Raw genomic sequence first — 15,109 nt, 5'->3', positions numbered from 1 at the left:
TCATATTTAATTACCAATTAATAAGTACAATTTTAATGTATTTTCTACTAAAAAACAATACCTTGTTAATAATATTCACATAAATTTTCATTAAACACCATTTTTTCGATTACGATAATGAAAATATGTTCTTTTTTTAATATTCAAAATTTAAATGGTATAAAATATGCGGACGCCATAAAATTCGTCAAGATCCTTAATCCCGGATCATTCAGAGTCAATTTAGAAAAGATCAATTGTAATTCTGTTTTTAAACAAACCTATTTTTTCGGTTTAAAAACATGTTTAATCATATGATCGAAACCGGTTAAAGGTGCTACATGCTCTGCCTTTATAAACTCCGCTTTTTTAAAAACAATGACCTGGCTGACATCAATTTTCAAATCAGGATGATTGTTTTTGATATCAGTTGCATCAAAATATTCTTCTTGTTCTATAAGAATACTTTTTATTTTTTTTTCTTTTAATATATCAGGTAACATTTTCAACGGTTAAAGTAGTCATATTTAGGCTAATCTGAAAGGAATAATTATTTCTTTTTCAGATTTTCAGTCTCCATAAAAACAACCGGTCATCAAATAATATAATCTCCGGTAACAAATTTATGAATATCTAACCGTATTCGTATCTTATCCCTATTTTCTTACCTACTGTAAAAACGGATAACATCTACTGATCTGTTCTGTTACTCTTGAAATTTCCGGTTATACAGAAGGTTATAAGATGAGACTTTTGTATTTGGTCCTGACTTTACTTTTCCTCAGAAGATAAACAAATTTGGTGTGATCCGGAGCGTTTCTCAGATTGAACCGGTAGAGAAACTCGTTGACATACCGTTGAAGATGTTTTCTTGAAACGGAATTGTATATGCCGTAAAGTGAGTTTTTAAGGATTTTCCAGCAGCCTTCAATGCTGTTGGTGTGTATTGTTTTATCCTGCCTGCTTACATATTCTTTTTTAGAATGATCAATGACCAGATGGTGATAAGATTTTTGCAGTCCGTTATACCCGGACCATTCATCACTGATCAGCCTTGTATTCTTCAGGCTTATGTACCGGTAGATCAACGGCTGGATATTGTCTTTACCGGTATTTTCTATCACGAAGGCATTCATCTTACCGCCCCGCTGCAGCATGCCCATGACCGGAACCTTATCCGGAAAATTACGTCCTCCGGTATATTTTGCTTTTTTCCGGGAGTGCCGGTTTTTGTTTTTGCCGCCGACAAAGGTTTCGTCACATTCGATGTCCCCTTCCAGCGCATGGCTATTTTCAATGCCGAAACATTCACGGATACGGTGGGACAAAAACCATGCGGTCTTCTGGGTAACACCGATGTCTTTTGCGAGTTGGACCGAACTGATGCCTTTTTTGCCGCAGGTTAGCAGCCAGATGGCCAGAAACCATTTCTGAAGGCTGATCTTGGTATTCTCGAACATCGTGCCGGTTTTTACATTGAAGTACTTGCCGGTATTCTTGCAGCGGTAACGGTTGTTACTGCATTTATAGATCTTTGATTCTTGATCGAACGGACTTTCAACGGATCCGCCCCATCTCATTTGCTCTAAGTAGTCTATACATACCTGCTCTGAAGAGAAAGTGTGAACTAATTCCAGTACAGACTTGAAATTTGTGTTAATCATGGTATTGCAATATTAGCAATTATCTGAACGCATAGTTTGACTTCATATTATTAAATTTTAGTTAAAGTTTCATATTTTTCAAAAAATCGTGATTTAGAAAAACCAGGGGCAATTTATTTCAACAGGATTTGATAAAACGTATCATTTTGAATAGTGTAGACAGGTAAGTAATTACCATACAGCCCGGCTTTGACCCACTTTTAAAATTTTACCGGCACAAGAAAATGCCTCAGAAGAATCAGAAGGCGGATATTGTATAAATTTAATTTTCAGATGGTGTAGATAGGTAAATAGTTACCTAAACATATACCTGAACTTCCGTCAAAATTTCGTAATTTTGTTAGTCTTAATTTTACTATGGCTACTAAAACAGATATAGATATTAAAAAACAGATTTTCGTCAAGAATGCACATCTTAACAATCTGAAACACATTGATGTTCTCATCCCCAAAAATAAGCTGATCGTCATCACGGGTGTTTCCGGAAGCGGAAAATCCTCATTGGCGTTTGATACGATTTATGCGGAAGGACAAAGACGGTATGTAGAGAGCTTAAGCTCTTATGCAAGGCAATTTTTGGGAAAACTTGAAAAACCGAAAGTGGACGATATCAAAGGACTGGCACCTTCCATCGCCATTCAGCAGAAAGTGATTTCCTCCAACCCGCGATCGACGGTAGGGACTTCCACGGAAATTTACGACTATATGAAACTCCTTTTCGCAAGGGTCGGGAAAACCTATTCCCCGGTTTCCGGTGAGGAAGTGAAAAAAGATTCCGTTTCCGATGTGGTGGATTTTATCAGGGCTTCAAAAAAAGAAGCTTCGTTTCTACTGACGGCTCCGTATGACTATGATGCGGAAAATTTCGGTGAGAATCTGAATGTTCTTAAACTGGCCGGTTTTACCCGGCTTGAAGTGAACGGCAATGTAGCGGGAATTGAAGACCTCGAAAGTTTTGGCTTCACTCCGGAAAAAGGAATGGAAATCAATCTGGTGATCGACCGTTTTGCCTATGAAGAAGACGAAAGTTTCCTTCAGCGTCTGGCGGATTCCATCCAGATGGCTTTTTATGAAGGCCGGGGTTACTGTTCACTGAAGAATATGGATACCGGAAAAGTAAAGGAATTCTCCAACAAGTTTGAGCTGGACGGCATTGAATTCCTGGAACCGAACGTCCATTTTTTCAGCTTTAATAATCCTTACGGAGCCTGCCCGACCTGCGAAGGCTACGGAAAAGTGATCGGCATCGATGAAGACCTCGTAGTCCCGAACAAAGCCTTATCGGTTTTTGAGGATGCCGTCGCTTCATGGAGAGGCGAAAGCATGAGCGAATGGAAAAAGGATTTCATTAAAAAAGCAAAAGATTTCCCGATTCACAAACCTTACCATCAATTAACGAAAGAGCAGAGAAAATACCTTTGGAAAGGCGACGGAAAAAGTACTTTCCCTTCCATCGACAATTTCTTTAAGATGCTGGAGGAAAATTTATATAAGATCCAGTACCGCGTCATGCTCTCCCGGTACCGCGGAAAAACACTGTGCCCGACCTGCGAAGGCCTGAGGCTGCGTGAAGAAACCGGCTGGGTGAAAATCGACGGTCACAACATCCAGTCGATGATCGAACTGCCTCTGGACGAACTTTTTCCTTTGATTAAAGGATTGAAGTTATCTGAACACGATCAGGAAATCGCAAAAAGACTCCTGTACGAAATAACGACCCGTATCGAATTTTTACTGAAGGTAGGGCTGGGCTACTTAACCCTGAACAGAACCTCCAATACGCTTTCCGGCGGGGAAAGCCAGCGGATCAACCTGGCGACAAGCTTGGGAAGCTCCCTGGTAGGTTCCATCTATATTCTTGACGAGCCTTCCATCGGGCTCCACTCCAGGGACACTGAAAATTTAATCGAGGTACTGCACAACCTGCGTGATCTTGGAAATACCGTTATCGTGGTAGAGCACGACGAAGATGTAATGAAGGCCGCAGATTATATCATAGATATCGGACCGGAAGCCGGCTACTTAGGGGGTGAGCTCGTATTTGCAGGCGATTACAAGGAACTGAAAAAGGCAGATACCCTGACTTCAAAATATCTTACCGGAAGGCTGGAAATCGAAGTCCCGAAAAAGCGCAGAAAACCGAAAGAATGGATCAAAATAAAGGGGGCGCGTCAGAACAACCTGAAAAATGTTGATGTGGATATTCCTCTCGAAAGCCTTGCGGTGATCTCCGGAATTTCAGGAAGCGGAAAGTCCACCTTAATGAAGGAAATCCTGACCAACGACATCCAGATCCAATTGGGTATGGGCGGAAAAAAAGGAGACTATGATTCCGTGGAATTTCCGGCCAAACTGATTAAAAACATCGAACTGATCGACCAGAATCCGATCGGAAAATCATCACGGTCAAATCCGGTAACGTATCTTAAAGCATACGATGACATCCGGGACCTTTTTGCCAGGCAGAAAATGGCGAAAATGATGGGTTACAAGCCGAAGCATTTTTCATTTAATGTAGACGGCGGACGATGCGACGAATGTAAAGGAGAAGGCGTCATCAATGTGTCTATGCAGTTTATGGCAGACATCGAGCTGGAATGTGAAACCTGTAAAGGAACCCGCTTTAAAAACGAGATCCTGGAAGTAAGATATGACGAGAAAAACATTTCGGATATCCTCCACATGACCGTTGACGAAGCACTGGAGTTCTTCAGTGATAATAAAGAAGAGAAAATCGTTACCAAATTAAGACCTCTGCAGGATGTCGGTTTGGGCTATCTGCAGCTTGGGCAGAGTTCCTCTACCCTTTCCGGCGGCGAAGCACAGCGGGTAAAGCTGGCTTCCTTCCTGGTAAAAGGCGTTACGACAGACAAAACCCTGTTTATTTTTGACGAGCCGTCTACCGGCCTGCATTTCCACGATATCCAAAAATTGCTGAAGTCTTTACAGGCCCTGATCGATCTCGGACATTCCGTGATTGTGATCGAACATCAGCCGGATATTATCAAATCGGCAGATTACATCATCGATATCGGGCCGGAAGCCGGAAAACACGGCGGCGAAGTGGTTTTCACCGGAACACCGGAACAGCTTGCCAAAGACAAAAAATCCCATACCGCAAAATACATCAAAGAAAAGCTGGAAAATTAATAATAAAGGCTGTCCGGAGGGGCAGCTTTTTTTAATGGATACCATTTCCCGGTTTGGTAACCTGACTAAGGTTGATAATAAAAAACACCACAGGTTTCAGGCCTGTGATGTTTTTATATAATGACATTTCTGTCCGGTAGTCCCACCAAGAATCGAACTTGGATCTAAAGTTTAGGAAACTTCTATTCTATCCGTTGAACTATGGGACCGTTTTAGGTTGGCAAATATAGTAATTTTTTATGATTTAAAATAAAAGAATCCGCTCTTTAGGAGCGAATTCAGTAGATAAATACATCTCATTTTTTTAATTAGACAACAATAAAAAAGCACAGCCGACGATGCTGTGCTTAAATTTTTATAAATTTAATTGCGATTTCAAAGCTGAAAAAAGCAAAATTAAGTTCCACTTCAGTTGTATTTCTTAGTAAATGTAAGAATAAATTCTATGCCAAACCATGAACGGAATGTTAAATTCACCAATTATCCGGAAGAAGTTTCAAAGCATACTTTAGCCGGAAAAAGTATTAAGGATAAACTACAGCTTTTTCAAGATCGATAGGATTGTTATACTTCTTAATATTCGCCTTCAGGCGGTCGTTGATTTCCCTGGAATTTGAAGCATTCACTGCCGTTCCGTCGTTCAGATAAAACTGGTCCCGGTTCGAAGCATTTTTAAGGTAATTTATCGGGGATTCATAAAAAGTAAGCTTGGTTTTATTGTATTTTTCCCAATCTACCGGAACGCTCATCTGTCTTGACATTTCAATAAACTGGTTTTTCGGAATATCTGACCTCTTCACGGACTTCACGAGTTCGAACCGGTAATTGTCCTTATCATCGTATAACTCAACGATCAGTCCCGGCAGGCCGTGAAACTTATACGGCCCTTCCTGGAAGGGGATTTCTCGCGTAAACCATGCAGTCCAGTTTCTTCCGCCATAGGTGGTGGTTGCCTTCTGAAGTGTCAGATCTTTCACTTTCCTACTTTCCTTCGTCAGTTTCCAGTTCTGCAATTCCGCAGACTGAAGCTTCAGGACCGTACTGCCTTCCAGGATATCGAACTCCTCATACTGATCATCACCTTTTTTGTGATAGATGATTGAAGACGTATTCAATTTGGTATCAACCGGAAATTTCAGGTTATTGCTCATGAGAGAATCTGCAATAAAAAAATCCCTGGTGTAGTAAGTGACATGATCATTTTCGATGTCCAAATGGTAATTCTCTCTGGTCCGGACGGTTGATGCGGAATCTTTTTTATACACGACGTCATAGATGAAACGGTGGGTCTGGGATCTCATCAGTGATCCCGCAAGCAAAAAGGTAAAAATCAGTTTGTTCATATTATTCTCATTTAAAGGTTTTAGCGGACTCTATCAAATAAAAGGTCAGGGGTAAAATTTAAAATTTATTTCTGCCGGAAGATTTCTTAATCTTAATCAATCTTACTCCCTTTATTTCAGGCAAAATAAGGATAATAAATCCTCCTGGAAAGAATTAAAAATGATAAAAATTTATTAATTTATGAAGCCTGTAAGTTAAAGCCTGAATTTATTTTTTAACATTTAAGACAGGAAAGGTATGTTTTGTTAAATCTATCTTAAGTTTCGGAATTTTGCTTTCTATTTCACAGGTTCCGTTAGGCTTAAAAACAAAAACCGGAAACTCGTAAAAGCTTCCGGAAAAAAATTTGCTAAATATTAATGAAAATTAATTCTGTTTAAAGGTCCAGATCGAACCGTTTTTTGTGGTAAGCTTTTCAAGGCTTCCTTTAGCTGAAAGATCATTGAGCAATTGCTCGCTTTCCCTTCTCGGTGTTCCCGATAATTCGGAATATTCTTTGGCCGTGAGTGAGCTGTATCTGGAAAAAAGGCTTTCCCAGTTTTTAGAATACTCGGATTTTCTGGTATCCGAATTTACTTTTAAAATAGCGGTTTCGTAAAAGGCATAAGGCTTTGATCCGTATACGATTTCTTTATTTCCCGCATCGTTCGTAAAGAACATGGTAGGAAAACCTCTTACGCCCATTTCCCTGGCCATCTTCAGATCTTCCTGGAAAAGTTCTTTTGCTCTTCCGTCGAAGTCTTTTTTCAGCTGGTCGGTATCCAGGCCTGTTTTTTTGGCTGCAGCGGCAATATGCTCCCATCTGGCAATATTCTTTTTCTTCAGGAATACCATTTCGCGGAGTTCCCTCATGAATTCAACAGCCTTGGTTTTATCCTGAAGCTGTGCTGCTTTAAAAGCGATGGAAGGCGGATAGGAAGAATCCAGCGGATCCTGAAGCCATACATCCCCGTCAATCGGCATATCATAATACAGGCTTACTTCGTCCCAGTGGTGGGCCACGTCAGAAGGCTTGCTGATGCCGCCGCTGTTGTAGCTCCAGTCCGGAAGAAGGCCGCCCATTCTGTATTCGATATCGACATTGTTTCCGTATTCCAGTTTGAGCTTTCTCAGCTGCGGTTCGATTCCCCAGCATGAAGAACAGATCGGATCCGTGAAATAAATAACCTTCACCGGCTTCTCGTTGGCCTTTACATCGATGTTCCCGATTTCGGTTCGTTCTCCGGGAACCTCACAAATTCCTGTGGCAGGATCGCATAACAGCGGATTTGTTGATTTATTTTCCATTTTCTTACGTTTGTCACTCTGTCCGTTGCAGCTGCTCATCACGGCCGTCAGGAACAGAAATGTTAATATTTTGCAATTCAGCATGTATGATGTTGAGATTTGATATCCTTATTACTCTATTACAAAGCTAATCTTTAATGACAATAAAAGGATAATGGATTTCCTTTTGGAAACCGGTTTCCTCTATGAAACCAACTAACCGGAATTTCCTATCTTTGCTGTTTAAACGAATCAAAATGAGAAAGGAAGCCAGCTTCAACACCTCTTTGGTATGCAAGAACAGAATGAACGCCATCAAGGACTCGATGGAAATCCTGTCCGGCAAGTGGAAGTTCCATATTCTGGGAACTCTGATGCAGGGCGGTAAAATGCGGTTTATGGACCTGCTGCGGGAAATCGACGGTATTGCAGCAAAAATGCTTTCCAAGGAACTTCAGGATATGGAAATCAACCACCTCATCAAACGGACCGTCCTGGATACAAAACCTGTAACCGTTGAGTATGAAGTAACGGAATACGGCAAAACCATTGAACCCATTATCGATGAAATCGCAAAATGGGGTATCGAATACAGAAAATCCCTCTATCAAAAATAAAACCGGCCCTAAATGGCCGGTCAGAAAAAACAAAAATTGATATGGATATAATTGTTTGTGTTTTTTGTTGATACAAATTTATATTTATTTAGAATTAATAAAAAATAATTAAACAATGATATTTGTCACTTCTTAAAGATTTCCGGACCTTTTCTTTATAGAGATGAAGGAATGAGAAGCCATGAATGTAGACCTGAGGACGGATGCCGGATGCCCGGAGTTGCTTTGTTAATAATTGATCGGAGTTATTTATTAGTTATTTAATTAAATCCCTGTACCCGATCTGGCTTTATTTTCCTTTAACAAACTGAAGATTAACTTGCCCGTGTTGATTATATTTCAGATATTTTTTTTTAAAATTCAGCTCCGGGTCAGCTGATCAAGTTTTTTAAGCAGCGCAGGGATTCTGAAATTGCCGTGCATCCGCTCAATTTCGGGCTGTATTGCATCCACATCGATTCCTTTTGCCGTGAGAAAAAGCGGTGTTTTGCTTTCGCCACGGTAAACCGTTCTTCTTGCAGGGTCGTCGCTGTTAAAGCCGTTTTTAGCGATTCCGATAACGGGAAATTTCCGATCCAAGGCTTCGTAAAGGTAACCGCCAAGACCGTTTTTTCCGCTTTCATCCAGAGTAACATAGCCGTCAACAATAATCAGATCACCCGGCTGCAGGCTGATTTGGTTTAAAAGGCTCAGGATACAGGGCAGTTCCCTTTTGTAAAAGGCCCCGCTTTCATAGTCTGAAGTAACGATTGTCCTTTCGCTTAAAATTTCCGATTCCTGGTCAGAGTTCCAGTCTTCAAAGGCGAGACAGATGGTGTTGGCGTAATCGTGGTAATAATACGTATCAAAAGCGTAGATCATGCAAAAAGAAAAAAGTTAATGGTTTAGAGTTAAAAATTTATTCTTGGAAAAATTCACCGAAATGCCACAGCACGCCGCTGGGATCGTGCACGAAACATTCTTTTCCCCAAGGCAGCGTTTGTACGGGACTTACTTTTGCCGATTTGTATTTTTCCCTAAGGTTCAATGCTGAAATTTCTGCATAGAATGTATCGGTATCCTCTACTTCCATAAAAACCATGGTGTTGTCGATCCAGTCTTTCACATATCCGTCCTGAAGATAAAATCCGGTATCATTCCACCTGAACAATGACATTTTCGGATCGATTATTATCTCTTCAAAACCAAGGTCACGATAAAAGCTTCTGCTGACTTCAAAATTTTCCGAACCGATAAACGGCCGGATGGATTTTACATTTTGTTTCATAATTTATTTTTGTTCATTTAAAGTAAAAAGGCAAACGGCTGACCAGCACATTTGCCTTTTATTTTATCAGGGAGGTATTATTTTTTATCAACCACGATTCTCTGCGGCCGGTTGGCCAGTTCCCACGCCGTAGCAAAAACCAGCTGTGCTCTTTTAGCCAACAGGTTATAATCGATTTTTTCTACATCATCGGTCGGTTTATGGTAATCTTCATGGATCCCGTCAAAGAAAAAGGCTACCGGAACATTGTTCTTGGCAAAATTGTAATGGTCCGAACGATAATATAATCTTTCCGTATCATTCGGGTCGTCATATTTGTAATTAAGCTCCAGGTTATTCGTCATTTTATTTGCGGCTTCATTGATGACTTTCAGCTGCGAGCTCAGCATTTCCGAACCGATCACGTAAACATACTGTTTCCCTCTGTTTTCCGGATCATCACGCCCGATCATATCAATGTTTAAATCAACCACGGTACTGGCCAGCGGAAATACCGGATTATCAGTATAATATTCAGAGCCGAAGAGCCCGTGTTCCTCTCCCGTGACATGAAGGAAAAGAATGGAACGCTTAGGGCCGTTTCCCGCTTTTTTGGCCGCCTGGAAAGCCTTTGCAATTTCCATTACGGCAACAGTTCCGCTTCCGTCGTCATCCGCACCGTTGTAAACTATCCCGTTGCGCGTTCCCACATGGTCGTAATGTCCGGAAATCACCACAATTTCCTGCGGCTTTTCAGAACCTTCGATGAAGGCTAAAATGTTTTCAGAATCGGGTAGGTTTCCGCCGCCCCTTTTTTTCATAAAATCTGCCGGAACCTTCTGGTAATAGGAACCCAATGCCTTCGGATAAGGGATACCCAGGTTTTTATAATAGTTAACCATGTATTCTCCGGCCCTCTTCTGCCCCGGGCTTCCCGTATCCCTTCCTTCCATCTCATCGGAAGCAATGACATACAGGTTTTTCTTTAAATCTTCGGCTTTAATTTCTTTATAGGCAGAAAGAAACGCCTTACTGCCCTGTACGGCAGGCGAAGATTTTGAAATCCCTGCAACGGAAGTATTTTTCGCAGTGCCGCAGCTTACCATTACAGCTACTGAAAATAATGGAATGAACAATTTTTTCATTGATGAATAATTTGCCTAAAAATAGCAAAATTTATTTAATCTCCGGTGGAATGGTATTTTTCATATATTTGGAATAAATGCAAAAAGTATGGGGAACATCTACGGATTCAATCATTACTCTTTTTTCACGGAAATGTCTGAACTGGCGGTTAGAAACAACAGCTTCGATCTTTCCCTGGGTTTACCTGATTTTGACATCGACCATCGCCTGCGGGAATACCTGAAGGAAGCGGCTGACCTTAACCAGCATAATTACGAACCGCTGGCCGGAAATCCGCTGTTGGTAAAAAAGGTCATGACGTTTAACATCACCAGAAAACACAGCGTCAGCGTGCATGAACATGAAGTAACGATTGTGCCCTGTGCTACTTTTGCCTTATACACTTCACTTCGCTCTATCCTGCATCAGGGTGATGAAGTCATCGTTATCCAGCCGTCTTATTATACCTACGGTCCTTCGGTTTTCCTGAACGGCGGTATTCCCGTATATTATGATCTTGAACATGATTTCTCGATCAACTGGGAAAAGCTGCACAACTGCATTTCTGAAAAAACGAAAGCTGTCATCGTCAATTCCCCTCAGAATCCCACCGGGAAAATCTGGTCGCAGGAAGATTGGAATCAATTGTATACTTTGATCAAGGATCAGGAAATTTACCTTATTTCTGAAGAAATCTATGATACGTACTGTTTCGACGGTAAAGAACATTACAGCTCCTTTCTCCATCCGGAATTGCGGAAAAGGACATTCGGTATTTTTTCTTTCGGGAAGATGTTCCATACTACCGGTTGGAAAGTAGGTTATCTTCTGGCCCCGGAAGATCTGACAGCCAAATTCCGGTGCCATCAGCAATATATTTCCTATGGTGCCAGTGCACCCTGCCAATACGCCATTGCAAAGTACCTTGACGTTTTTGATCCTTCCGCCAACCAGATCCTGATGCAGGGAAAACGCGACCTTTTTTATGAATTAATCGGCCAGACACCATTGAGGGTTGAGCAAAAAGCCGAAGGGGCAGTTTTCCAGATAGCCAATTTCAGAGCAGTTTCCAAAACCATGACCGACGTGGAATTTTCCAAGTGGCTGACGGTGGAGAAAAAAGTTTCCTGCCTGCCGCTGTCTGCGTTTTACAATTCAAGACAGGATTCCGATTACATCCGGTTCAGTTTTGCGAAAAATGATGATCTGATTGTTGATGCGCTGGAGCATTTGAGAAAAATGCTTTGATTTGTTTAAACCTCAAAGCTTTTAAAACACATGAGTCACATAAGATTTTAGGTTAAAGGATTGCGGATATGTAAGAACACCTAAGATTAAAAATCAAAGATTTTTTATTTTGAGAACTTAACTGTCTACGTAAATTAAAAAAATGCTTTTGTGACTTTTGCGGTAAAATTAAAAGCACTGCTTTTTGGCAGTGCTTTCAGTAGATATATTATCAGGATTACAGAGACAGAACCCTTATGTCAATCCTTCTGTTTTTCGCCATACATTCGTCGGTATCGTTGGCTGCACAAATCGGGTGCTGGGAGCCGTAGCCTTCCGCCTCTACCCTGTCGCCGCCTATACCGAGTTCCAGTAATTTAAGCTTTGCCGTCTGTGCTCTCAGGTTGGAAAGTTTCTGGTTGCTTTCCTCGTTGCCGCTGTCATCCGTGTAACCTCCCAACTTAATCTTCATGGTCGGATAAGCATTTAAAAGCTCTACCAGATTCAGCAGCTGGGTCTCGGAACCCGGCCTCAGGTCAGCCGATCCGGTTTCAAAATACAGGTTTTCGATGGTGTACCATTTATTCGGATCCAGTACTGCCTGATCTTTAGTGTTAACTGCATTGTACAGTTGATACAGCTGGCTGCCTTCACCGATTTTTATTCTTTTCCCATCCTTGAGTTCCACTTCTGTCACCGCTCCGGTATCATAAACAAAATCCCCGTTTTCATTCAGGTACCCTTTTACTTCCGGTAGTGCAGCAACTCCAGGTGCGGTTGCTGTAACAGGGTTAACGGTTGCTGTACCGGAAGTTCCCGTTAAGGCTTCCAGCTTCGCCTTGCGGTTGGCTTCAATTTTATCTTTGTGCATGACCGCTAAAGTCGGCGCAATTACCAGCGATACGATCGACATCAGTTTAATCAGGATATTCATCGAAGGCCCGGAAGTATCCTTAAACGGATCACCTACCGTGTCACCGGTTACGGAAGCTTTATGAGGCTCGGAACCTTTGTAATAGGTCTGCCCGTTGATGTTCGCTCCTTTTTCAAAAGATTTCTTTGCATTATCCCAGGCACCTCCGGCGTTATTCTGGAACATACCCATCAGCACCCCGCATACCGTGGCACCTGCCAAAAATCCGCCCAATACTTCGGGCCCGAAAATAAATCCGATCAGCAGCGGGGAAATTATTGCAATGGCTCCCGGCATCATCATTTTCCTGATGGAAGCATCTGTGGAAATCGCAACACATTTTTCATACTCCGGCTGGGCTTTACCTTCCAGGATTCCCGGAATTTCGCGGAACTGCCTTCTCACCTCTTCCACCATGGCCATGGCCGCCTGTCCTACTGCAGTAATCGCAAGTGATGAAAATATAAAAGGGATCATTCCGCCGATAAACAATCCGGCAAGAACATCAGCCCGGTAGATATCGATCCCGTCGATTCCTGCAATACCCACGAATGCGGCAAACAAAGCAAGAGCCGTTAATGCCGCAGAAGCGATTGCAAATCCCTTTCCTGTAGCTGCGGTCGTATTTCCTACCGCATCCAGGATATCGGTTTTTTCACGGACTTCTTTCGGCAGTTCACTCATCTCTGCAATACCACCCGCATTGTCGGCAATAGGCCCGAAGGCATCGATAGCAAGCTGCATGGCGGTTGTTGCCATCATACCAGCTGCGGCAATCGCAACTCCGTATAATCCGGCGCAAAGATAAGATCCGTAAATTCCGCCTGCCAGTACGATAACCGGCAGTAAAGTAGATTCCATCCCAACCGAAAGCCCGCCGATGATGTTGGTCGCGTGCCCGGTAGAAGACTGTCTGACAATGCTTGAAACCGGTCTTTTCCCAATAGCCGTATAATATTCGGTGATGATACTCATTAAAGTTCCGACAACAAGTCCGACCATAATGGCCCCAAAGACACCCATTTTGGTAAATTCATGACCTCTCAGCACCATCTTATCCGGCAGGATATAGGTCACCAGAAAATAAGAAGCAATCGCTGTGATGACAATGCTTCCCCAGTTCCCGAGATTCAGTGCATTCTGCACGCTGGAGGTGGAGGCCTCTTCATTATCGTTAATTCTTACAAACAAAGTACCTACCATCGAGAAAACAATTCCTGTTCCGGCAATCAGCATCGGCAGCAGGATCGGTGCAAACCCATCAAAGGCGTCTACTGAAACCGTTTCCCTGCCTAGAACCATGGTAGCCAGTACCGTGGCAACATACGAACCGAACAGATCGGCTCCCATCCCGGCCACATCGCCTACATTATCGCCTACATTATCTGCAATGGTTGCGGGATTCCTCGGATCATCTTCCGGAATCCCCGCTTCTACTTTTCCTACCAAATCCGCTCCGACATCGGCAGCCTTCGTGTAGATCCCGCCACCTACTCTTGCAAAAAGCGCAATGGATTCTGCTCCCAGAGAAAATCCGGTAAGGATCTCAATGGTTCTTTCCATTTCGTGGGAATCAACAGGAGCGCCCGCGGCAAAAATCTGACGGATAATCAGGAACAGGGACCCCAATCCAAGAACGGCTAATCCAGCGACGCCCATACCCATCACAGAGCCGCCGGTGAAAGAAACTTTCAGTGCGCTGGAAAGTGATGTTTTTGCAGCCTGGGCTGTCCGAACATTGGCTGTGGTGGCGATCTTCATTCCGATAAAACCGGCTGCCGCAGAGAACACAGCTCCGAAGACGAAGGCGATCCCGATGGTCCAATGTGAATTGGCATTGCTCATGCCCATGATGGCGAGAAGAACGGCAACAATCGCAACGAAATATGCCAATACCTTGTACTCGGCTTTCAGAAAAGCCATGGCTCCGTCAGCAATATGTCCGCTGATCAGTTTCATTTTTTCATCTCCGGCATCCTGCTTATTCACCCAATTGCTCTGGAGAAAGGTATACACCAGCGCAGCAATCCCGAAAATGGGGATTAATACAAATAGATCCATAGTTTAATATTTTTTTGGTAAAAGATTACTAAATATACTCATTTTATGATTATCATCCATTAAAATATCATACCGGTTTGCAGGGACCGTTTTAATTCGGGTTTATTATTTTCTTTAATGCAAATAATTATTAATTTTGATGCATGGATTTAAGAGACCAACTGAAAAACCTTTTTCCTGAGCATGAAGAGCAGGATTTCGAGATGCCCGAAGAACAGTTTAAACAAAAAGAACCGCTGGTATGCAAATTTGAAAAGAAAGGCAGGAACGGGAAACCGGTGACGGTTGTCGAAGGCTGGGAAGGCAGCGAAGAGGAGCTTAAAAAGATCTCAAAGAAGATCAAGACGACCTTGGGAATCGGCGGGTCTGAAAAAGACGGTACGATTATCATCCAGGGAGACAACCGCGATAGGATCATGGAGATCCTGAAAGATATGGGCTATAGGACCAAGAGAGTCGGCGGATAAGGTGCATGGCGAATTCTGCTTTGCAGGGCAATTAACCTTGAAAAACTCCC

Annotated in this window: 12 protein-coding genes and 1 tRNA gene; 4 read left to right on the top strand and 9 right to left on the bottom strand. The window is 42.5% G+C overall.

All coding sequences use genetic code 11. From position 1 onward, the window contains the following. Nucleotides 1-260: 260 nt before the first annotated feature. Both CHA01nite_RS00920 and CHA01nite_RS00915 read right to left on the bottom strand, forming a co-directional pair. Complete coding sequence (locus CHA01nite_RS00920; RefSeq protein ID WP_146939342.1) at nucleotides 261-482, bottom strand: hypothetical protein; 222 nt, start codon at nucleotides 480-482, stop codon at nucleotides 261-263. A gap of 234 nt (nucleotides 483-716) precedes the next feature. Continuing rightward, nucleotides 717-1,643 (bottom strand): IS1595 family transposase, encoded by a 927-nt coding sequence (locus CHA01nite_RS00915; RefSeq protein WP_146939341.1) that lies wholly within the window; start codon nucleotides 1,641-1,643, stop codon nucleotides 717-719. Nucleotides 1,644-2,000: 357 nt separating this feature from the next. Here CHA01nite_RS00915 and uvrA point away from each other — a divergent pair, with 357 nt between their 5' ends. Beyond that, entirely contained in the window at nucleotides 2,001-4,793 is a 2,793-nt protein-coding gene (gene uvrA / locus CHA01nite_RS00910; RefSeq protein WP_146939340.1) for an excinuclease ABC subunit UvrA, read from the top strand. A 137-nt stretch (nucleotides 4,794-4,930) separates the two neighbouring features. Here the strand turns inward: uvrA and CHA01nite_RS00905 are convergent. The 3 genes from CHA01nite_RS00905 to CHA01nite_RS00895 all read right to left on the bottom strand — a co-directional run bounded on the left by CHA01nite_RS00905 (nucleotide 4,931) and on the right by CHA01nite_RS00895 (nucleotide 7,424). Continuing rightward, nucleotides 4,931-5,002, bottom strand: a tRNA-Arg gene (locus tag CHA01nite_RS00905). Nucleotides 5,003-5,317: 315 nt separating this feature from the next. Beyond that, nucleotides 5,318-6,136 carry a GLPGLI family protein gene (locus CHA01nite_RS00900; protein ID WP_146939339.1) on the bottom strand — a complete coding sequence of 273 codons (819 nt, stop codon included), beginning with the start codon at nucleotides 6,134-6,136 and terminating at the stop codon, nucleotides 5,318-5,320. Between the two features lie 367 nt (nucleotides 6,137-6,503). Further along, nucleotides 6,504-7,424 (bottom strand): ClpXP adapter SpxH family protein, encoded by a 921-nt coding sequence (locus CHA01nite_RS00895; protein ID WP_146939338.1) that lies wholly within the window; start codon nucleotides 7,422-7,424, stop codon nucleotides 6,504-6,506. A gap of 236 nt (nucleotides 7,425-7,660) precedes the next feature. Here CHA01nite_RS00895 and CHA01nite_RS00890 point away from each other — a divergent pair, with 236 nt between their 5' ends. After that, on the top strand, nucleotides 7,661-8,020 hold the full coding sequence (locus tag CHA01nite_RS00890; RefSeq protein WP_146939337.1) for a winged helix-turn-helix transcriptional regulator: 360 nt from the start codon (nucleotides 7,661-7,663) through the stop codon (nucleotides 8,018-8,020). A 360-nt stretch (nucleotides 8,021-8,380) separates the two neighbouring features. On the opposite strand, the gene CHA01nite_RS00885 is transcribed toward CHA01nite_RS00890, so the two are convergent. From CHA01nite_RS00885 to CHA01nite_RS00875, 3 genes are all read right to left on the bottom strand, one after another. Next, nucleotides 8,381-8,881 carry an endonuclease V gene (locus CHA01nite_RS00885; RefSeq protein ID WP_146939336.1) on the bottom strand — a complete coding sequence of 167 codons (501 nt, stop codon included), beginning with the start codon at nucleotides 8,879-8,881 and terminating at the stop codon, nucleotides 8,381-8,383. 37 nt (nucleotides 8,882-8,918) lie between these two features. Then, nucleotides 8,919-9,287, bottom strand: coding sequence for a VOC family protein (locus CHA01nite_RS00880; RefSeq protein ID WP_146939335.1), 369 nt, complete (start codon nucleotides 9,285-9,287; stop codon nucleotides 8,919-8,921). A 77-nt stretch (nucleotides 9,288-9,364) separates the two neighbouring features. Then, on the bottom strand, nucleotides 9,365-10,411 hold the full coding sequence (locus CHA01nite_RS00875; protein ID WP_146939334.1) for a M28 family metallopeptidase: 1,047 nt from the start codon (nucleotides 10,409-10,411) through the stop codon (nucleotides 9,365-9,367). An 88-nt stretch (nucleotides 10,412-10,499) separates the two neighbouring features. Between CHA01nite_RS00875 and CHA01nite_RS00870 the strand changes: the two genes are divergently transcribed. Then, on the top strand, nucleotides 10,500-11,639 hold the full coding sequence (locus CHA01nite_RS00870) for an aminotransferase class I/II-fold pyridoxal phosphate-dependent enzyme (RefSeq protein WP_146939333.1): 1,140 nt from the start codon (nucleotides 10,500-10,502) through the stop codon (nucleotides 11,637-11,639). A gap of 217 nt (nucleotides 11,640-11,856) precedes the next feature. Here CHA01nite_RS00870 and CHA01nite_RS00865 read toward each other — a convergent pair whose 3' ends face one another. Then, nucleotides 11,857-14,592 (bottom strand): sodium-translocating pyrophosphatase, encoded by a 2,736-nt coding sequence (locus CHA01nite_RS00865; RefSeq protein ID WP_146939332.1) that lies wholly within the window; start codon nucleotides 14,590-14,592, stop codon nucleotides 11,857-11,859. 143 nt (nucleotides 14,593-14,735) lie between these two features. Here CHA01nite_RS00865 and CHA01nite_RS00860 point away from each other — a divergent pair, with 143 nt between their 5' ends. After that, nucleotides 14,736-15,059, top strand: a complete 324-nt coding sequence (locus CHA01nite_RS00860; RefSeq protein ID WP_146939331.1) for a translation initiation factor — start codon at nucleotides 14,736-14,738, stop codon at nucleotides 15,057-15,059. Nucleotides 15,060-15,109 lie beyond the last annotated feature (50 nt).

The sequence above is a fragment of the Chryseobacterium hagamense genome, from assembly GCF_007991455.1.
Lineage (GTDB): Bacteria > Bacteroidota > Bacteroidia > Flavobacteriales > Weeksellaceae > Chryseobacterium > Chryseobacterium hagamense.
Note: the sequence above shows the minus strand (reverse complement) of the source record. Positions and strands in the feature narration are given on the sequence as shown.